20 protein-coding genes and 2 riboswitches are annotated in these 20662 nt (G+C 28.5%); of the genes, 12 read left to right on the top strand and 8 right to left on the bottom strand.

Annotated features, from left to right (window positions below; genetic code table 11):
- The first annotated feature begins 23 nt into the window (after positions 1-23).
- The 9 genes from E6771_RS04725 to E6771_RS04685 all read left to right on the top strand — a co-directional run bounded on the left by E6771_RS04725 (position 24) and on the right by E6771_RS04685 (position 10382).
- Positions 24-869: a hypothetical protein gene (locus E6771_RS04725; RefSeq protein WP_316089983.1), complete on the top strand. Its 846-nt coding sequence runs from the start codon at positions 24-26 to the stop codon at positions 867-869.
- Positions 869-3487 (top strand): hypothetical protein, encoded by a 2619-nt coding sequence (locus E6771_RS04720; RefSeq protein WP_316089982.1) that lies wholly within the window; start codon positions 869-871, stop codon positions 3485-3487. Before E6771_RS04725 ends, E6771_RS04720 begins: the two co-directional genes overlap by 1 nt.
- Before the next feature lie 23 nt (positions 3488-3510).
- Positions 3511-4422, top strand: coding sequence for a toxin-antitoxin system YwqK family antitoxin (locus tag E6771_RS04715; protein WP_316089981.1), 912 nt, complete (start codon positions 3511-3513; stop codon positions 4420-4422).
- A gap of 15 nt (positions 4423-4437) precedes the next feature.
- A complete protein-coding gene (locus tag E6771_RS04710; RefSeq protein ID WP_316089980.1) occupies positions 4438-5178 on the top strand; it encodes a fimbria/pilus periplasmic chaperone in 741 nt (246 codons plus the stop codon).
- Between the two features lie 206 nt (positions 5179-5384).
- Positions 5385-5460: riboswitch (cyclic di-GMP riboswitch) on the top strand.
- A gap of 101 nt (positions 5461-5561) precedes the next feature.
- Entirely contained in the window at positions 5562-6137 is a 576-nt protein-coding gene (locus tag E6771_RS04705) for a DUF4402 domain-containing protein (RefSeq protein ID WP_316089979.1), read from the top strand.
- Positions 6138-6224: 87 nt separating this feature from the next.
- Positions 6225-6974 carry a molecular chaperone gene (locus E6771_RS04700; protein WP_316089978.1) on the top strand — a complete coding sequence of 250 codons (750 nt, stop codon included), beginning with the start codon at positions 6225-6227 and terminating at the stop codon, positions 6972-6974.
- Positions 6975-7133: 159 nt separating this feature from the next.
- Positions 7134-7209, top strand: a riboswitch (cyclic di-GMP riboswitch).
- 97 nt (positions 7210-7306) lie between these two features.
- Positions 7307-7813, top strand: a complete 507-nt coding sequence (locus E6771_RS04695; RefSeq protein WP_316089977.1) for a hypothetical protein — start codon at positions 7307-7309, stop codon at positions 7811-7813.
- A 68-nt stretch (positions 7814-7881) separates the two neighbouring features.
- Positions 7882-8625 (top strand): fimbria/pilus periplasmic chaperone, encoded by a 744-nt coding sequence (locus E6771_RS04690; protein ID WP_316089975.1) that lies wholly within the window; start codon positions 7882-7884, stop codon positions 8623-8625.
- Between the two features lie 179 nt (positions 8626-8804).
- Positions 8805-10382: a sensor domain-containing diguanylate cyclase gene (locus E6771_RS04685; protein WP_316089974.1), complete on the top strand. Its 1578-nt coding sequence runs from the start codon at positions 8805-8807 to the stop codon at positions 10380-10382.
- A gap of 42 nt (positions 10383-10424) precedes the next feature.
- Here the strand turns inward: E6771_RS04685 and E6771_RS04680 are convergent, their stop codons facing one another.
- Positions 10425-11042: a DNA-3-methyladenine glycosylase gene (locus E6771_RS04680; protein WP_316089973.1), complete on the bottom strand. Its 618-nt coding sequence runs from the start codon at positions 11040-11042 to the stop codon at positions 10425-10427.
- Between the two features lie 311 nt (positions 11043-11353).
- Here E6771_RS04680 and E6771_RS04675 point away from each other — a divergent pair, with 311 nt between their 5' ends.
- Positions 11354-12088, top strand: coding sequence for an FMN-binding protein (locus tag E6771_RS04675; protein ID WP_316089972.1), 735 nt, complete (start codon positions 11354-11356; stop codon positions 12086-12088).
- Between the two features lie 21 nt (positions 12089-12109).
- On the opposite strand, the gene E6771_RS04670 is transcribed toward E6771_RS04675, so the two are convergent.
- The 3 genes from E6771_RS04670 to E6771_RS04660 all read right to left on the bottom strand — a co-directional run bounded on the left by E6771_RS04670 (position 12110) and on the right by E6771_RS04660 (position 13549).
- Positions 12110-12547 carry a GNAT family N-acetyltransferase gene (locus E6771_RS04670; protein ID WP_316089971.1) on the bottom strand — a complete coding sequence of 146 codons (438 nt, stop codon included), beginning with the start codon at positions 12545-12547 and terminating at the stop codon, positions 12110-12112.
- Between the two features lies 1 nt (position 12548).
- Complete coding sequence (locus tag E6771_RS04665) at positions 12549-13076, bottom strand: GNAT family N-acetyltransferase (RefSeq protein ID WP_316089970.1); 528 nt, start codon at positions 13074-13076, stop codon at positions 12549-12551.
- 62 nt (positions 13077-13138) lie between these two features.
- The gene (locus E6771_RS04660; RefSeq protein WP_316089969.1) at positions 13139-13549 is read right to left on the bottom strand and encodes a hypothetical protein; all 411 of its coding nucleotides are present in this window, start codon (positions 13547-13549) and stop codon (positions 13139-13141) included.
- A gap of 365 nt (positions 13550-13914) precedes the next feature.
- Between E6771_RS04660 and E6771_RS04655 the strand changes: the two genes are divergently transcribed.
- Together E6771_RS04655 and E6771_RS04650 are read left to right on the top strand one after the other, a co-directional pair.
- Complete coding sequence (locus E6771_RS04655; protein WP_316089968.1) at positions 13915-15246, top strand: MATE family efflux transporter; 1332 nt, start codon at positions 13915-13917, stop codon at positions 15244-15246.
- Positions 15173-15730 carry a VOC family protein gene (locus E6771_RS04650; RefSeq protein WP_316089967.1) on the top strand — a complete coding sequence of 186 codons (558 nt, stop codon included), beginning with the start codon at positions 15173-15175 and terminating at the stop codon, positions 15728-15730. Before E6771_RS04655 ends, E6771_RS04650 begins: the two co-directional genes overlap by 74 nt.
- A gap of 111 nt (positions 15731-15841) precedes the next feature.
- On the opposite strand, the gene E6771_RS04645 is transcribed toward E6771_RS04650, so the two are convergent.
- Genes E6771_RS04645 through E6771_RS04630 form a run of 4 tightly spaced genes read right to left on the bottom strand, consistent with a single transcriptional unit; the run spans position 15842 to position 20586 of the window.
- On the bottom strand, positions 15842-16558 hold the full coding sequence (locus E6771_RS04645; protein WP_316089966.1) for an ABC transporter ATP-binding protein: 717 nt from the start codon (positions 16556-16558) through the stop codon (positions 15842-15844).
- A 13-nt stretch (positions 16559-16571) separates the two neighbouring features.
- Positions 16572-18143 (bottom strand): glycine betaine ABC transporter substrate-binding protein, encoded by a 1572-nt coding sequence (locus E6771_RS04640; RefSeq protein ID WP_316089965.1) that lies wholly within the window; start codon positions 18141-18143, stop codon positions 16572-16574.
- A 47-nt stretch (positions 18144-18190) separates the two neighbouring features.
- Positions 18191-19420, bottom strand: coding sequence for an MFS transporter (locus E6771_RS04635; RefSeq protein WP_316089963.1), 1230 nt, complete (start codon positions 19418-19420; stop codon positions 18191-18193).
- Positions 19421-19422: 2 nt separating this feature from the next.
- Entirely contained in the window at positions 19423-20586 is a 1164-nt protein-coding gene (locus tag E6771_RS04630) for a PLP-dependent aspartate aminotransferase family protein (protein WP_316089962.1), read from the bottom strand.
- Between the last annotated feature and the right edge of the window lie 76 nt (positions 20587-20662).

The following is a 20662-nucleotide window of genomic DNA, read 5'->3' as shown; positions in this document are numbered from 1 at the left end:
TATATAAGAAACTAAAATTTATAATGGGACTTATGTTTGTTGTATTTTCTTTTTCTTATTCAAGTAATGGTGGTTTTGAAAGTATTTCAGTTAAAGGAATTTACACAAAGGAAAATATTATAACAAATACAACTCCAACTACTGGATTTGAAATTACTGAAGTAACAATAACTAAAAAAGATGGGGATAAGGATACTTATTTTGAAGTTGCTAATATAGAAAATACAAATTTTATTAAGGGTACAAATTTAGAAATAAGAGTCACTGAAGGATTTCAAAGTGGAAAACGTATTTACTTTAAAAATAGAGAAGGTTCTCTCATTAATGAAATTAAATTTTCTTTAAGAGGTAATCTTATTTTCGATTGGAGTCATAATAGCAAAACACCTAACTTAGCCATTGGTTACAGAGGAAATGAGGGAAAGAAAGAAATTAGTAATTATGTTTCTATCAATCTTAAGGATATAGAACCTATTGATTCTTTAAAAGTAGTAGTGAAAAAAGATATGGATCTTGGGAGAGGGATTGCTGGGAATCCACTTAATACTAAATCAACTGGTCATCCTGCTGTTATAAAAGTAATTGGTCAAAAAAATGCAAAAATTAAAATATTTATCCCTAAAAAAGTTAAAATAGAAAATAGTCTTAGAGATTCAATAGATGTGCTTTTACATTTTGCTTCAAATGAAAGTTCATATGATGCTAATACTTTTGTTAGCCATGCACAACTTACAAATATGGTTTATGGAAAAGGAAATCAAGAATTAGGAGAAACACCTGATATAGAAATTCATGGACAGTGTGACTCAGATAAAAAAAGTCGTGGAAAGTACACTGGAAGTTTTGTAGTAAGGGTGGGATATGATTAATGATAAAGAGAAAGATTCTATCTTTCTTAATATTTCTATTAATTATTCCCACATCTCTTTATTCAATAGAGGATTATGAAAATTTTGAAGATTCATATATACAGATAAGTGCCAAAAAAATCAAAGATGATTTTTTCATGGTGAAATATGATTATGATAATGAAGAAGTTTACATAGGAATGAACACTTTATTTTATTTTATGGAACTCTATGGACTTGAAGTAAATACTGAAAGAAAATCTATATTTGGAAAACTTGAGGGGAAAAATTTTAATGTTTCTTTTTCAGATGATGAAGCCTATGTCTTAGATGGTGAACTATTTGTCAATTCAAAAGCTTTAGAAGAAAAAATGGATTTTACTTCAATAAAGTATGACTTTTCATCTTTAAGGTTGACTTTAGAGCCAAATTTTACATTACCTTATGAAGAGAGAGAAAAAGGAAAAGTAGAAAGATTAAGACTGGATAGCAGAAAAGAGGAAGAAGAAAAAAAGATTGATATTGAAGTTCCAAGAAAACTCATAACTCCTGGACTAATAAAATTAGATTATTCTCAATCTGATATTAAAGGTCCTGAGAATCGTCTTTCATATGAATATGCTTCTCAATTTCTTTATGGAGAGCTTTATTTATCTGGTGGAATAAGACCTGACTCAGAGCTTAACTATGGAAATCTTACTTATTCAGATATTATTGGAGATAATGACCTTGTACTAGGTAACTTCTCCCTTATAACCCCTGGATTTTTAAATATAGATAGTAATATTCTGGGAGTGAGCTTTAATAATGAAGAAACATATGTAACAAAAGATGGTGCCATCACTGTTATCAAAGGGGAAGCCTTTGATGCTGATGTTATTGAGTTATATAGAAATGGTATGCTTTTAAACTATATTACTCCACCAACAAAAGATTTTGAATTTAGAGTAGATGATGGTATACTTAGTTCTGACTATACATTAAAAATTTACTACAAAAATGGTGGAATAGAAGAAAGAATAGTTTATTCTCTTTCAGATTCAGAATTATTAAAGAAGGGAAGATACAGATTTTCAGCACAGAGTGGTAAAAATGCTGATAATGGAGAACCTCAAAGTATTGTAAGAGCCTTCTATGGATTGGCTGACAATCTTACTGTTGGAGTAAGTGGAAGTGATCTTATAAGCACTTCTGGGAGAAAGTACAGATTCTTGGAAAATACTTTCTTGTGGAGTACAGGACTTCATAATTTCCCAACTTTAATTAATTACAAGAATTTCTATGAAATAGAAAAACAAGAAAATAGCTATAATCTTTCTATAGAACAAAAGCTATTTTCATATAATTTAAGATTTACTGAAAATAAATATTCTCCATATGTCTATGAAGATACAAATTTAAAAAAATATAACTCAATATCTGTTGGAAAAAGTTTTAATAGAAACTCTTTTGAATTTGGTCTTAATAGGTATATTTACTATGATACTGATGTAGAAAGTAAAAATGTATATGGAACATGGTATTCCTCAATGCTTAATCCTGTTTCTTTCTCTCTGAGAGCAGAAAAGGAATTAACAAAAGGAAGGGAAGGAGTAGCTTTCTATCCATCATTTGCTTATTCTGGATTTCAAAGTTTGAATATGATGTTAGATGGAGAAATAAGCAAAAAGAAAAATGATGATGATTATAAACAAGAATATACTTTTAGAGTAAATAAAAGAAATATGGAGTTAATAAAAGATTCTTTATATGTTGATTTTGGTGTAGAAGCTAAATATTCCAATGAAACAGAAAAGTTTAGATATGGTATCACTTTCACTATTGAACTAGATGATTTCATTTATCTTGAACTTCCAACTGATATTGCTATAAACGAAAATAACAATCATAAAACTACCACAAGTCTTCATGCAAGTAAAATCATTGACCTTAGCAATCCTCTTAGAGAGATCAAGAGTAATGTTTCCATTACTGGTGCCTGGATATATGGTAAAGTATTCCTTGATAAAAATGGAAATGGTATATTTGATCAAGGAGATATTCCTATTCCAGAAGCTGGAGTTATGGTAAATAACAGAACTTTTATAGCTGATGAAGATGGAAACTATGTAGCTGAAGGAGTAGTTACTAATGAGATTATAGATCTTACAATAAATAGAAAAACTATTGACCCTATGCTAAAAAATTCTAAAGGTGCTTTAAAAATAAAAACAAGAAAATCTTCTGGACTTAAAGTTGATGTACCTATTGAAGTTGTTTCAATGGTTACAGGAAATATCTGGAATACATCTGAATTTACAGAAAGACAATTTATACAAGCTGTATCTATGACTACAATAGTCCTTGAAAAAGATGGACAAGTACAATATGAAGTCGATCCTGAATTTGATGGAATGTTCTTCTTTGAAGATATCCCACCAGGACAATATAAAATGAAGTTTATATATCTTGGTCAGGAAAATTTTGGCTTTACCATCCCTGAGTTAGATGTTGATGTTACTCTTACAGATACAGAAACTGGAGAGTACTTTGAGGGTTATGATACTCAGCTAATGAGAATAGTTGATGAAGAACCAACTCAAGAAAGAACACCTGATATGGATGAAGATGAAATAGATAACATCTTAAATAATTACTAAAAAATCAAAGGAGAAGGGTTATTTTGAAAAAATCGAATCTATTATTGATAATTATGATTTTATGTTTCGGCATAATCAAACTTTCATACTCTGATACTAAACGAGTAGAAAAGATTGAAAATAAGCAGCTAAAAAATAATATCGTCTATTTCAAAAATGAATCTGCCCCTTTTACTGGTGAATTCAGAGGTCCTGGTATCAATGAAGAATATAAATCAGGTATAAAAGATGGGTTTTTTAAAGGCGTTATTTCAGATGAAGGAAAAACCTTCATCTATGAAGGCAGATATGTAGAAGGAATCAAGCATGGACAATGGATTGTGAAATATCCTAATGGAAGCAATAGAGCTATTCTTAGATATAACTATGATAAACCTCATGGTCAATGGGCATATTTCTATGAAACAAATAAAATAGAAAGTTATGAAAATTTTGAAGATGGCATACTTTCAGGAAAAGTTGTAAGTTATGATTCAAAAGGAAATGTAAAAACTCAAGTAACATACAAAAGTGGACTATTGGATGGAGAAGCTGTCTTCTTCCATAGTCCAAGTATACTAGATACTATAACAGTTTTCTCATATGGAAAACTAAATGGTTCAATAGAAATGTTTTCTACTGACAATATCCCTCTTGTAGAGGGAACTTATAAAAATAATAAGAGAGAGGGTATGTGGAAACTTTTCTTTAAAACAGGTGATATAAAAACTACTGTTCCATATAAAAATGGATTAAAAGATGGAAAAGTTACTATTTTTGATAAAGGTGGAGGAATAGTTCTTTTATCTCTATTCAAAAATGGAGATGAGATTGATAGTAAGGGCAATATAATTGAAAAAAACAAGCCTTTTAAAGATGCTATTGTAGAAAGATTTAAAAAATTCAATAGAAATCTAAAATTTGAAAAATATGATAAATTATTATCAGAACTTTGATTTAGGGGTGATTTAGTGAAAAAAATATTTACATTTTTAATGATTTTCACCATTGGAACAGCTATATATGCTCTTAATTTTTCTGTAGCTCCTACAAGTTTCCAAGTTGAACTTAAAAAGCCTGTAACTCAGGAAGTGTATATTATCAATAATACTCCTGCACCTTTAAGAATAGAAACATATCTGGAAGCTGCAGAATCTTTTGACAATTTTAGCTTAAATAACAATATAACTGTATTTCCAAAAATGATATCCATAAAACCTGGTTCCAAACAAACTATAAGATTCAGAGTAAAACCTGAAGCAGCAATGAAAGATGGAGAATATAAAAGTTTATTGGTATTCAAGGAAGTTCCACAGGAAATAAAAACAATAGTTATAAATGACAAAGATAATAAAGGACTATCAACTGAAGTTAGTTTTATCACAGAAGTAGCCATAGGAGTTTCTGGAATAATAGGAAAAACTATAGTTGATGGTACAATAGAAAATATAAAAATATCATATTCTGGAAAAATTCTTTCTATAGAAGCTGATACAATTTCTAAAGGTAATACAGCTATGAAAATAAACTATATCTTAGAAAATGAAAGTGGAAAAATTATTGCTGAAGGAAGGTTTGGAACAAGTGCAAGAACTGGAGAAAAAAATCTTTCTATTACTATAGAAACTCCTGAATTAAATAGTAAAAAAATAAAACTTATATTAAAAAATCAAAATGATGAAATTCTTTATACTAAAATAAATTCTTTATAATATTAAAATAAAAGGGAAGGGGAAATCTCCCTCCTTCTCTTTATTTTAAGTGTTCTGTTTTTTATTTGTGACTTTTTTAATTCAGTTTTTTGTTCATCTGATGTAAAACTTCTTTTATCCGTATTTTTATAATGTTTTTTCACAACTATTTAATTGACACACAATAAATAATAATGTATAATTATGTTACATAAAATGAGTATATATTATTTTCTTGGCAAAGTAATGGAAACATTATGACGCAAAGCTATAGGGCCTGTAAAATGGCAGCCAGTTGCAATTATTATATAAAAATGTGATTTTATAATCGTATTTTTATATAATAATTGCATTTTTAATATACAGGGGATAAATAAAATATAAAATATTTAGGAGGGATAGATATGAAAAAATTATTATTATTAGTGGGATTATTGGTTGTAGCTAGCTCAGCTTTTGCTGCTGAGATTAAAACAGAAGCAAGTGGAAAAGTTGAAATTTTTGCTCAGGTTCTTACTGATTTAAACATTGAGACTGAACCATTAAACTTTGGTATTCTTGGGTTAGATGATAATAAAACTGTAAATCCAAGTCAGACTGAAGCTGGTAAATTTATTATTAAAGGAGCATCAAATACAAATATTTCTTTGACAATAGAAGATACTATTGATGCAAATAATAAATTTAAAAATGGTCAAATTACAGCTAAGTTATTAAGAGAAGGTGGGTCAAATGGTGATGCTTATAATGACCGTTTAATTCCTGTTATAAAAATATTTGATAATGGTAACCAATTAAATGATAGTGCTCTTTCTTTCAATATTGCTGCTACTGGAAATTTACATGAAGTAAAATCAAAAGAATTTAAAGTTGCAGGAGATATTGCAACTAGACCTGAACAAAATACTGGTAGTTATAAAGGAGCTATAAAAGTAACTGCTAAATATGATTCTTGGCCTGCTGTTACTCCTGCTAAATAACTAATTTTAAAAATCAACAATAAATTTTACTGAAACAGCAGCATTTATTTGCTGCTGTTTTTTAACTAAATTCTTTGGAGGATTTTCATGAAAAAACTATCTTTTATTATCTTTTTATTCATACTTTCAATAGTTTCTTATTCTCTTAATTTTTCCGTTATGCCCACAGGATTTGTTGTAGATTTAGATAAAGTTTCTACTCAAGAAGTCTATATTACCAATAATACATCTGCACCACTTAGATTAGAAGCATATTTTCAGAGTGATGCTAATTTTGGAGAAAATTTTAATCTTAATTCTAATTCTGTAATTTTCCCTAAAATAATTGCTATAAAACCTGGTGCTAAACAAACTATTAGATTTAGAACCAAACCTAATAGTGATATGAAAGATGGTGAATACAAAAGTTACCTTACTTTTAAAGAAATTCCTCAAGAAATAAAAAGTATTCCTGGTGAAGATAGCAGCAATAAAACTGCAATGTCAACTAATTTACAAATGATTACTGAAATTAGTATCAGCGTTTTTGGACAAAGAGGAAAGCAGATATCAAAAGGAGCTTTAAATAATTTAAAGCTAAATTATATTGGAGACTCATTAATTGCCACTGCTGAAACTTTTTCTGATGGAAATGCTTCTATAAAATTCTATTACAGTTTAAAAATTTTAAATTCTGATACTGAATTAGAAGGAATGCTTGGAATGTCTTCAAGAGAAGGTAAAAAAATGATAAATATATCAATAGACCCTGGAATGAATTTAAAAGGAAAAAAAATAAAATTTATTGTAACTGATCAAGATGGAAAAATATATTATGATAAAGTCCATACTTTATAATTACAATTAAAAATTTATAAATATATATTTTAAGAGGGGTTCCACACAATAGAACTCTTTTTTATTCAAGTTTAAATAATATCTTTAAATCGTAAATTTAAACATTTTTTTATTGACAAACATTAAATGTTAAGTTATAATATATCAAAGAAGTATAAATTGAATATTCGGCAAAATAATGGAAACATTATGACGCAAAACTATAGGGCCTGTAAAATGGCAGCCAGCTGCAATTATTTTTAAAAAAATGATTTCTTCATTCATTTTAAAGTAATTGCTTTTTTTATTTTATAAGTTATCATTAAATATTTTATAATCTTGGAGGGATAAAAATGAAAAAATTATTATTAGCAGGTTTATTATTAGTATCAGGAATTGCTTTTTCAGCATCAGTAGCTACTAAAGTTGATGGACAATTAGACATTAAAGCAGAGGTAGTCAGAGGTTTAAGTATTTCAACAAGTCCTCTTGATTTTGGTCTTGTTCCACAGGGAGGAAAAAATATAGGTGAAGCTACAACTGGAAGCATCACATTACAAGGGCAAGGAGGTAGAAAAGTCCTTTTAACTTTTAAGGATATGATTTCAGGTCTTGATGTAAAGAACAGCTTAGTTCATCTAGCTGGACCTAAAGATGAGAAAGCATATTGGTTAGCTGCAAGTTTAAAGATAAATAATACTGACCTTTCTGATTTTAAAAATGTTATTCTAGATAATGATAAAGCCCAGTCATTTAAGGTTACTGGAACAATTGGAGAGGTTGCTGGTGATGCTGAAACTGGTAAATATAATGGAGCAGTTAAAATAGCAGCTACATATGAATATAGTACTGGAAAATAAAATATTAATACTGAGAAAGCAGTAGCATAATGCTACTGTTTTTCAGCTTATCTAACTGGAGGATTTTTATGAAAAAACTGTTTTTTATTATATTATTATTAAATATTTCAATATTATCATATTCACTTAATTTCTCTGTAGCTCCTACAGGATTTGCTGTTGACTTAAAAAAAGTTTCCACTTATGAAATATATATTACAAATAATACTTCAGATTCTCTTAGATTGGAAGCACATTTTAATTCTGATACTGGTTTTGGAGAAAAGTATAATCTTAATTCTAATCTTACTATATTTCCAAAAATAATATCTGTAAAACCAGCTTCTACTCAAACAGTGAGATTCAGAGTAAAGCCTGATTCTTCTATGAAAGATGGAGAATATGCAAGTTTACTTACTTTTACAGAAATTCCTGGAGAAATAAAAACTGTAGCTGATAATACTCAAAATACTGGAGTATCAACAAATCTACAATTTATTACAGAAATTAATATTGGAGTTTATGGATACAAAGGAGAGCTTACACACAAAGGGACACTATCAGATATAAAATTCAGCTCTGCTAATAATTTAGCTGTTATCACTGCTTCTTCTCTATCAGAAGGTAATACATCTTTAAAATTTTCATGTAATCTAAAAGTTTTAAATTCTAATACAGAAATAGAAGGATTACTTGGAATATCAGCCAGAGAAGGTAAAAAGGATTTGAGCCTTTCTCTTCAGTTAGAACCTAACTTAAAGGGCAAAAAAGCAAAATTAGTAATTACTGATCAAAATGGAAAAGTATATTATGACAAGGTCCATACTTTATAATAATTAAATTTTAAAAGACTGTTTATAACAAATGGTCTTTTTTCATTCAAATAAAACCTTAAAATCGTATTTTTAAGTTTGACAATATTATATTTTAGAGCTATACTTATATTAATATATGAACAATTTAGTATATATATTTCCCATGAAAATAGAAATTTAAAATATAAGGAGTAGTTATGTACAATGCAACTTTAAAAATTTTGTACCCAAATAACTCTCTAATTAATACAGCTATGAATAACTTAAAAGAGAGAGAACACTTTACTTACAATTTAATAAAATATAATAATTTGGTTACTGAAGATATTCAAGAAAGCAGTATACTTATAGTTTTTTATCCTACTGAATATGACCTTGAAAAATTAAAAAAATCAGTGAGTTCTAGTACCATTCTAATTTTTATTTTAGAACAAAATATTCTATCTAATAATTATTCTCTTTTTAATTTTGCAAATGATATGTGGTTTTCTCCTGTATCTGAACAAGAAATTTTATTCAGAATGGAAAAAATAATTGATGAAATAAAATTGAAAAAAGAAAAATTACTAGCAGAAAATTATTTAAATACATTAATAAACAGTATTCCTGATATGGTTTGGTTTAAAGATAATAATGGAATACATCTAAAAGTAAATGATGCTTTTTGCAATATTATAGGTAAGACAAGAGAAAATATTGAAGGAAAAGATCACTTTGATATTTGGGATATTCCAAAACCTGAATATGAAAAAGGAGGATACATTTGCATGGAGAGTGAAGAAGATGTTCGTAAAGCTGGAAAAACTATTTTATTGTATGAAAAAGTAAAAAATAGAAATGGATTTCGTCGTTTGAATACATATAAATCACCTCTATATGATGAAGATGGTGAAATGATGGGAACTGTAGGAATAGCACATGACATCACAGATTTAGAAAATATTGATATAGAGCTGCAGCTTATCATCAATGCTATGCAGTTTGCAATATTGATTTCTAACAAGAATGACGATATAATAAATGTTAATAATAAGTTTGTTGAGTATTTCAATATTGAAAAAGATGTTATTGTAAAATATAACTATAGAAGCTGGCTGAAAGAAAATTTATCCTTATTTACCCCAATAGATGAAAGTGGATGTTTTGAATGCAGCAATCTAAAAAATTTAAAACTACAAGTATTAAAATGTCATGAAAAAATAATTCTGGACACATTCCAGAAGGAAATGGGAAAACTATGTATTTTCCGTGATGTAACCAAAGAAAGAGAATTAGAAAAGAAACTTATTCACACTTCTAATACTGATTATCTTACAGGGCTATACAATCGCCGTTACTTGTATGAATATATGAAACACTTCACAAAAGTTAATCAAATTACTATTTTATATATAGATCTTGATAATTTTAAATCTATAAATGATATCTATGGACATCAAATGGGAGATGAAATATTAGTACTTACTTCATCTATTCTTAAAAAAAATTTTTCTAGAGATTTAATATCCCGCATTGGAGGAGATGAATTTCTCATAATTTCATTGAGAGATTTGAGTATGAAAGAAATAATGAATAAAGCTTCTCTCTTAATAAAAGACTTGAAAGAAGCTTATATAAATAAAACTAATTTTATTCATTTAAGTTCAAGTATAGGTATAACTACAGCTTATAATAAAGTTATCAACCTAGATGAACTTATTAAACAGAGCGATTTAGCCCTTTATGAAGCAAAAAGAAAAGGAAAATCACAAATCTATTTCTTACCTTCAGAATAATAAAGATAGCAAAACTCTCCTCTTGTTATTAAAAAGAAGCTGTTATTTTTTAGCTTCTTTTTTGTTTATTTCAATTTTTTTAGATACATGTATACTATTGGTTATATAAAATCGCCAAGGCTTTAAAGCATCTTCTTCTGCATAATCTATCCCTATTCTTGTAGTTTCAGTTATCTTTTCAGGAATATATCCATCATCTTCTATCCAGAGATTTTTCTTTTTTGTTAAATCATCTCCATTATCTTCTTTGGTTATTCCTAATGCTTTCGTTAATTTACCTGGTCCATTTGCTATATCTTTTTCCTTTTTTACCTTTCTTTCTATCATCATTAATTCTTTATTGTCAAGTGGTTCTACTCCTCTGATGAGGACTGCCTGAGGATTATCTTTTACAGAGGCCGTTACATTAAAGCAATTATACATACCATATATCAAAAATACATAGGAATATCCTCCTTCCTTATACATAACTTCTGTTCTGTCAGTTCGTCTATTATTATATGAATGGCTTGCCTTATCTTCTGCTCCCATATATGCTTCCACCTCTGTTATTCTACCTTTAAAAAGAGTTTTTCCAATTTTTTTAACTAATACTTTCCCTAAAAGTTCTTTTGCTACTGTTACTGCATCTCTTGTATAAAATTCTCTCTTTAATATCATCTCTTTCTCCTATTATCTTTTTTTTAATTATATCAAAAAAGTTAATGATAAAAATATTTTCTTTTTTAAAAATAAATATAATTTTATATTTATTACAATATCAATATATTTTATTTATATTAATTTCCATTTTTTAAGTTTATAAAGCATTTATATTTCTAGCTTTTTTAATCTTTTATATATTATATAATCTTTAAAATACTTTTAATAATTATATAAATTTTCTATCTTACATAACTTTCATTGATTTATTACATTTTTTTTTATATAATTTAAGTGTAATTTATTCTAATTTTAATCAAGGAGGATATATGTTAAAAAAATCAATTTATACACTTTTAGCTGGGGGTCTATTTTTAGGAATGAGTTTTAATCTTTCAGCTGAAACAAAAATATATCAAGGTCTTGGAAAGTCTGCTAATTTTCGTGTAGGTCCAGGTAAAGACAGTAAAGGAGTAGATGTATACAGTCTTAACTATGTAACTGCTTCTGGATTATTTGATGAAAATGGAAGAATAATTAATATTGTTGTAGATGCACTTGAGTTAAGCACTCCAAACTATGATGGTCCATCTATGCCGCATTTCTCTGGTTGGCCTGGAACAGCGGGATATAATGTAACTGATCACGAATCTGGAAATGTTACTGGAATATCAGAAAATACAGTAGAAAATATTACTGCTGAAGTAGATAGTTGGAAAACTAAACGTGAACGTGGAAAAGACTATGGAATGAATCCAAGAAACGAATGGGATAAGCAAATGAATTTTTATCAAGAGTTTTTTAAAGGTAAAACTGTTGCTGAAATAGAAACTTGGTTTGCTAAATCAACTTCTGATGTAAATGGAAGACCTTTAAAAGAAAAAAGTAAGAATGGGAAAGATATAGAAAAATTTAGCAAATTATCTGATTCTGAAAAAAAAGAGCTTGTTGATGTTGTAGCTGGAGCTACTATGAGTATAAAAGATTCTCATGGAGACATTCTTGGAGCTATTAAAAATGCTTATGAAAATCGTGTAGAAGTTACTCTTCCATCATCAAAATAATTAAACTAAAAAAGATGGTTTTTATACCATCTTTTTTGCTTTCATATGCAATATTGGAAAATGATTTCCCATACTGTCAAATTCATCTCTTGATATCGCTTCAAATCCCATATATTGATAAAATTTTAAAGCTTTTTCATTTTGTTCATTTACATCTACTTCATCTATTTCTTTATTTTCTAAGGCATATCTAATAAGAGTTTTTCCTAAAGATTTTCCAAAATATTCTGGGTCTACAAAAAGCATTTCTATTTTTTTCTCTGCTATTCCTATAAATCCAGTTACTTTCCCATCACAATTTTTAGTACAGTATATTTCTACTGCCTCAAAATATAAAGGAATTTCTTTTTTTATATCTACTATATTCTTTTCAGTAAGAAAATCATGAGTAGCTCTTACAGACTTTTCCCATATTTCTTCTAATTCTTTATAATATTTTTTATCTGCTCTAAAAATCATTCTATACCTCTCTGCCCATTATATAATTATCATAATACACTCCGTCTATAAGTAGACATTTTCTAATAGTTCCCTCTTTTTCAAATCCAAATTTTTCATATAAGTGTATAGCTTTTTCATTGTCTATTCTTACATCAAGATTTACTTTAGTAAGTCCACCTTCTTTAGCTTTTTCTAAAACATATTCCATTAGATAATTTCCTACACCAATTCCCCATGCCTTTTTTTGAACACATATTCCTAGATTTCCCATATGTTTCAACCTTATTCTCTCTTCCCTTGCTGTTATACCACAACTTGCTATTATTTCTTCATCTATTATAGCCACAAGCATAAAATTTTTAGGAGTAAATGACTTTATATATTTCTTTTCATGCTCAATATCTTTATCATATCCCTCTTTTCCAAATCCAAGAAAATCAGTTTCTCTCCCAGCTTCATTTATATGTATTAAAAGTCCTTCTGCATCTTTTTCCTCAGCAAGTCTTATTATAAGTTTTTTTCCATTTTTTAATATATATTCCTTCATAATTTATTCCTCCAAACAATAGTATTAAAAATCCATACTGCATTCACAGTATGGACTTGACTTTAGATTTCCTCAGATAGCTTCCAAACAAGCTCATCTTTCATTTCCTGAAAGCCTTTTAATATTGATATTTTCCAGTTTTCACCATAAAGCTTTACTTCAAAATTTCTTATTTCTCTTCCAAGATTTTCTTTGGTGACTGTTTTTTTATCAAATAAAAGAGCCCTCTTTTCTTCTTTTCCCTCAATGTGAATAAAAAGCATTCCTTTATTATAACCTAATATGATCACTTGAGATATTTTATCTATATTTTCTTTTTCTATTGCTCTTTCTTTTCTATTTTCAGCATTTTTTCTTTTATTTTCAGTCAATCTTTTGAACTTTTTCTCTTCTTCAAGCCTTTTTGCTTTTTTTAATTTTTTATGTTTTGAATAGGCTAATCCTTTTGGTTTATTCTTGCTTATAATCTCCATCTTCTATTCCTCTCTTCACTCTTATATTATTGAATATTATAGCATATCTGATAAAAAATAGAAATAAAAAAGCTTCTTCATTCTATTCATAACATCAAGGAAACTTTTCAGTTAATATTATAATAATTTTTTTAAACTATTTATATATTCTATCATATTTTTATAAAAATACAGTATTAAGTATTTTTAACTTTTTTTCTTCTTATCAATAAGCCTAATCTATTCTTTTCAAATACAAAAAGTCGAAATTTTATAATCTTTTCTTCGATTTATACGGAAATTAAAAAATTTATAGATTATTTTAGAGAAATACTATAAAATACAATGATGTAGTATATTATAAAAAATGATAGGGAGATTTCTAAATGGAGAAAATTAAAATCAAGTCGCTTATGTCCTTGACTGTACCAATTTTTTTAGAGCTTTTATTAGTTAATGTTGTGGGAAATATTGACACTATCATGCTTGGAAAATATAGTGATAAAGCTGTTGGTGCTGTTGGAGGTATCAGTCAAGTTTTAAATATTCAAAATGTAATATTTGGATTTATATCTCTTGCTACAAGCATTCTTATAGCTCAATATATAGGTGCAAGAAATAAGAAAAAAATTAAAGAAGTTATCAGTGTATCTGTTTTATTTAATATTGTATTAGGTATTCTTATGGGACTTATTTATTTTATATTTTGGAATGGTATTCTTATAAAAATAAAACTTCCAACAGAGCTTATAGGTATAGGTAAAACTTATTTTAAACTAGTTGGAGGACTTTGTGTATTTCAGGCTATCACACTTACTTGCGGGGCAATCATGAAAAGCCATGGTAACCCAAAACCTATGTTATTTGTTAATATTGGAGTTAATTTATTAAATATTCTTGGTAATGGTATGTTTATATTCGGATGGTTTGGAATGCCTATATTAGGAGCTACAGGAGTTGGTATATCCACTGTCGTTTCAAGAGGACTAGGATGTCTTGTTGGTCTGGTAGTTATGATGAGATACTGTAAATTTAGGTTTAGAAAAAAGTATCTTTCTCCATTTCCATTTAATGTAATAAAAAATCTTCTCTCTATTGGAATACCAACAGCTGGAGAAAATCTTGCATGGAATATTGGACAGCTTATGATTTTATCAATGGTAAATGCTCTTGGTACAAGCTATATAGCCTCTCGTACTTATCTTATGCTTGTCGCCACTTTTGTAATGACATTTTCCATCTCATTAGGACAGGGAACTGCTATACAAGTAGGACAATTAGTAGGGGCCCATGAGCCTGATGAGGCTTATAAAAAATGCTTTAAAAGTTTAAAATTATCAATAATTTTAGCTTTTATTGTCACTTCGATAGTTGTTCTCTTCAAAAGAAATATAATGGGAATTTTTACTACTGATCCTGTGATATTAGAAATATCTTTAAAAGTGTTTCCATTAATGATACTATTAGAAGTAGGTAGAGTATTTAATATTGTTATTATCAACTCTCTTCATGCTGCTGGAGATATAAAATTTCCAATGTTTATGGGAATAATATTTATTTTTATTGTTGCTGTTCTTTTTTCATATATTTTAGGAATAAAGCTAGGATGGGGACTTGTTGGAATTTGGATAGCTAATGCTGCTGATGAATGGTGCAGAGCTATTGCTATGCTGCTTAGATGGAAAAGCAGAAAATGGGAAAGCAAACGTTTTGTTTGAGAAAAAAGGAGTTGATAAAATGAAGTTTAAATGTCCAATGCTTGTAGTAAATAATATAGAAAATTCAAGAGAATTTTACAAAAAAGTCTTGGGTCTAAGAGTAATTTCAGATTTTGGAGCAAATATAACTTTTACTGGAGGGTTAGCTCTTCAAACTAGGGAATCATGGATTGAATTTATTGGAAAACAATCTAAAGATATAAAATATAAAGGTAATGATGCAGAAATGTATTTTGAAGAGGATGATTTTGACAATTTTATAATAAAATTAAAATCTTTTCCTGAAATAAAATATGTTCATGATGTAATAGAGCATTTTTGGGGGCAGAGAGCTGTTAGATTTTATGATCTTGATTATCATATTATTGAAGTTGGAGAAAATATGAAATTAGTTTGTAAAAGATTTTTAGAACAGGGAATGACAATAGAAGAGGTAGCTAAAAAAACTCTTTTCTCAGAAAAATTTGTTCAATCTTGTCTTTAAATATGTTGATAGAGGTGGTCTAAGATAGTCCCTTTTTATTATTTGAGTTTGCTGACCACCTCTTTTTATTTATTTATTAAGAGCTTATTATCAGTTTCAGTATTTTAAAATTTAACTATTTATAAATTTTCTAATAAAATCATTTTTAGGATTTTTGATAATATTTTCAGGAGTATCATACTGCATTATTTCTCCATTATTCATAAGACATATTTTATCAGCTATTTTTACTGCCTCATGAATATCATGAGTAACAAAAATAATCGTTTTTCCAAGATTTTTTTGAATATCTATCAATTCATCCTGCAGCTGCTTTCTGCTTATTGGATCCACTGCACTGAAAGGTTCATCCATAAGTATTATTTCTGGATCTAGGGCAAAAGCTCTTGCTACTCCCACTCTCTGCTGCTGTCCTCCACTGAGTTCCAGAGGATATCTCTCAGAAAATGTTGCATAATCAAGATTTATCATTTTCATAAGCTCTTTTGTTCTCAAATTTATTTTATTTCTATCTATATTCTCTATTTTAGCAATAATTTCTATGTTTTCTTTTACAGTCATGTGTGGGAAAAGTCCAGTCTGCTGTATAACATATCCTATATTTCTTCTTAGTTTGATAGTATCTTTTTGAGAAATATCTTCCCCTTCTATATATATTTTTCCAGAAGTAGGAAGAATAAGCTTATTTACCATTTTTAAAGTTGTAGTCTTTCCACAGCCACTGGAACCTATTATCACAGTAATTTTACCTGTTTCTATCTTTAAAGAAAGGTTTTTTATTATATGATATTCTCCAAAATTTTTGTTAACCTCAACAAATTCTATCATCTTATATCCCTTCCTATTTCAAAAGTTTATATTCCTCTATAAATTCCAATGCTACTTCATTTGGCTTCTTTCCAAGATTTTCTACTTTATAGTTAAGAGAAGATACAATTTTATCATTCAATACATTTTGCAATTCTTCTATTATTGAAACTATTTCTGGATATTTTTCTATTATTTCTCCTCTTATAAGAGGAACAGCATAGTATGGTGGAAAGAAATGTCTGTCATCTTCCAATACCACCAGATTAAGTTTTTGAAGAAGAGCATCTGTAGTATATACATCTATCACATCACTCTCTTTATTTGTTAAAGCAAGATATTTAGAACTTCCATCTATACCTATTACTTTTCTAAAATCCAGTTTATATTTTTTGCTCAATCCTATAAAACAATCTTCTCGATTAAGAAATTCAAGACTTGCTGATAGAGTAAGATTTCTTACTATTTTTTCTAAATCACTTATTGTTTTTAAGTTGTATTTTTCAGCAGTATCCTTTCTCACAGCCAGAGCATAAGTATTATTAAACCCAAGCTGTCGCAAAACTTCTATATTATATTTTTCTTTCATATCTTTTTTTACTGTGTCATATACTTTTTCCATATCCTGAATAGGAGGATATTTTAATGTATCTCCATATACAGTTCCTGTATAATCAACATACATATCTATTTCATTACTTTTTAAAGCATTAAAACATATTTGTGTTCCTCCAAGAGCAAATCTTCTGTCTATAGATATATCTGTTTTTTCTTCTATCATTATAGCCATTATATTGGCCAGTATCTCTCCCTCTGTAAACTCCTTACTTCCCATAACAATAACTTTTTTACTTGCAGGTTTATACATTGTTACCATTCCAGAAAAAATTACTGTAAAAAATATTCCAGCAAACATTGCTACTGCCAATATTCTTTTCTTTTTTCTATTATTAAAAATAGACCTTTTCTTATTGAGCTGTATTCCAGTTGGAATAATGGCTTTTTCTAAAACTCCAGTAAGATAATCTATCAGCAAAGCTAATATACATGCTGGTATGGCTCCTGCTAATATTTGGTAATTATTTATTGTTCTTATTCCAGAAAATACAAGATAACCTAATCCCCCAGCTCCTACAAAAGCAGCTATAGTCATAAGTCCTACAGATGTTACTACTGCTATTCTGACTCCTCCCATTATTACTGGAAGAGCTAATGGAAACTGAACTTTCTGCAGTATTTGATATTTTGTCATTCCTATTCCTTCTGCAACTTCAATAGTAAGTGGACTTATTCCATCTAATCCTATATATGTATTTTTAACTATTGGAAGAAGTGAGTAAAGGACAACAATTATTATTGCTGGAAGTTTCCCTATTCCAATTATTGGAATTAAAAAACCAAAAAGAGCCATACTTGGCACTGCCTGTATAACATTTATTGCTCCAAGTATTATTTTTCTTGCTTTTTCATAATAAGTTATAATTATCCCTGTTGGTATTCCTATAATTACTGCCATTATAATAGATATAAAAGACAGAAATATATGTTCACAGGAAAAGAAGAAGATTTCTCTATGTATTTTTAAAATATAATCTAAAAACTCCATAATTTCTCTCCTCCTTTTGTCTTATTTAATATAGTACCACTACTGGTTTATAATTCCTTTTTTTTCTCCCTGCTCACTATTCTTAATAGTGCATAAGATGCAATTATTCCTAAAATGCTGCAAGCTAAAGAAAGTGAAAAAACATATTTATAAGCTGTATTTCCATATTTATCTAACCAGCTTCCAACTAATGTATAATAAAAAGCATCTGGAAGGAATCCAATAACTGATACAAATCCTACTACTATTCCTGTTACATTGATAGGAATATTAGATTCATCTACTGTTGCAAAATAAATTCCTCTGAAAGCGAACATCAATATCGTAAGAACAAGCATATTTACAAGTGCTACATAAACTAATGATGGGTTTCCTGGAGTTATTAAAAATACTGCTTGTGTTATTGTTACTAAAATAAATCCTCCAAAAAGACATTTTGTTGATGAACCTATTTTATCTGCTATTACTCCTGCTAAAGGAGAAGCTATAAATTTAATAACATATGTTCTGCAGATAGCAACAAATGAAACCAATGCCATAGACATCTTAAATATCTCTGTCATATATGGATTAAGATAAGTAAGGCTTGAAAATACCATATATGCAGAGAAAATAATTGCACTTATCAACCATGCTTTAGGCATTTTTACAGCTTGTATTAAACTTGTAAATTTTACCTGTTCTTTTTTCTCTACCTCTCTTTCCTTTATAATCAGAAAAAGAATTACTCCACATACCATTGAACAAACTGAATACATTATAGTTGCAGCTTTAAATCCTTCTATTATATTTTCAAATTTAGAGAAGAAATATAATCCTCCAAATGAAAGTACAGTTCCAGCCACTCCTCCAAATCCTTCATAAAGTCCAAATAATCTTCCCTGTTCTGAACTATCTCCAAGCATTCTTATTACTTTGATTATTGCAGCAAAATATGTAAGAATAGTAGTTATCCCAAATAGAAAAAAAATCATGCAAAGAATAGGATAACTTGGTGCCATTGCCATCCACATACCTAAAATTCCTGTTGATATCAGTGAAAAAGAAACAAGTTTTTTAGCTGAATACTTGTCTGCAAGCCATCCTCCTGGAAAGTAAGAAACTGTTGCTACTATTCCATATATACTTAATAAATTCCCCAATTGTTTATGATTTAGGCTTAAAGCTTCTCTCATTGGATCATAAAATACTGATTTCATATAAGGTAAACTATACATAGCTGTAGTTGCAAATCCAATCATAAATACTATCATAAATTTTTTTAATCTATCGTTCATAATTATCTCTCCCCCTCATTTATTTTATTCAATGCATCTCTTAAATCTGCTATAAGATCAGTATCTTTTTCCAGTCCCACTGCTATTCTTACAAGTCCCCCATCATATAAAGATATAAGAGTATGTCCTTCTCCAAGACTTGTAGCTATTGTAATTAGCTTTACTTTATTTATAAATCTTTTTGTCATAGCAACTCTTTCTTCATTAGTTCCAGCCTTTTTCAAAGTGAATGAAAGCATTCCGCCACCCATTCCATTCATCTGTTTCTGACATAATTCATAATCTGGACTAGATTTTAATCCAGGATAATTCACATTTTCAATAAGAGGATGATTTTCTAAAAATTCAGCTATTGCTAAAGCATTTTTACAATGTCTCTCTACTCTCATATCAAGTGTTCTTACTCCTCTAAGAATAAGCCATGCTGTCATTGGGGCAAGGCACGCTCCTGTAAAGCAAGGCATAGAGGGCCATTTTATTTTATGAATAAGTTCTCTTTTTCCAAGAACTGCCCCTCCTATTGCATCTCCATGGCCATTGAGAAATTTTGTAAGACTATGAATAACAAGATCTGCTCCTAATTTTGTTGGATATTGTATAGGATTTGGAGCAAATGTAGAATCAACTACAAATATAAAATCTTGTTTTTCTTTTAATTTGGCTATTTTTTCTATATCTACTAGTCTCAATGAAGGATTTAAAGGTGATTCTATGTATACTATTTTTGTATTTGATTTTAAACATTTTTCTACATTCTCATAATCTCTAGCATCTACAAAATCTGCTTCTACTCCAAAATTCATAAGACATTCTTTTACAAAAAGTGTTGTATGAGAAAACATTCCATTTGCACAAATTATATGATCTCCACTTTTTACTTGACTGAAAAACATAGAAGTTACTGCTCCCATTCCTGAAGAAGTTACTACTCCAGTTTCACATCCTTCTATTAAAGCAAGAGTTCTTGCAAGTTCGTCAGTTGTAGGATTTGATTCTCTGGTATATACATGTCCCCAGTTATAACACATATCTTCAAAATGCTCTTGAGTAACAGCTCCATATGTTGCTGTCTGATATATAGGTGAAGTGAGTGATCTTGTTTCACTATCTGGAGTATGACATCCATGAGTTAATTTTGTTTCTAATTCCATATCTTTTACAGACATATAACCATCTCCCATGATATTTTTATTTAACTTTGAGATAATTATATATCAATCCAAGCCTAATAATATTAAAAAA

Source organism: Fusobacterium sp. (assembly GCF_032477075.1).
GTDB lineage: Bacteria > Fusobacteriota > Fusobacteriia > Fusobacteriales > Fusobacteriaceae > Fusobacterium_A.
Note: the sequence above shows the minus strand (reverse complement) of the source record. Positions and strands in the feature narration are given on the sequence as shown.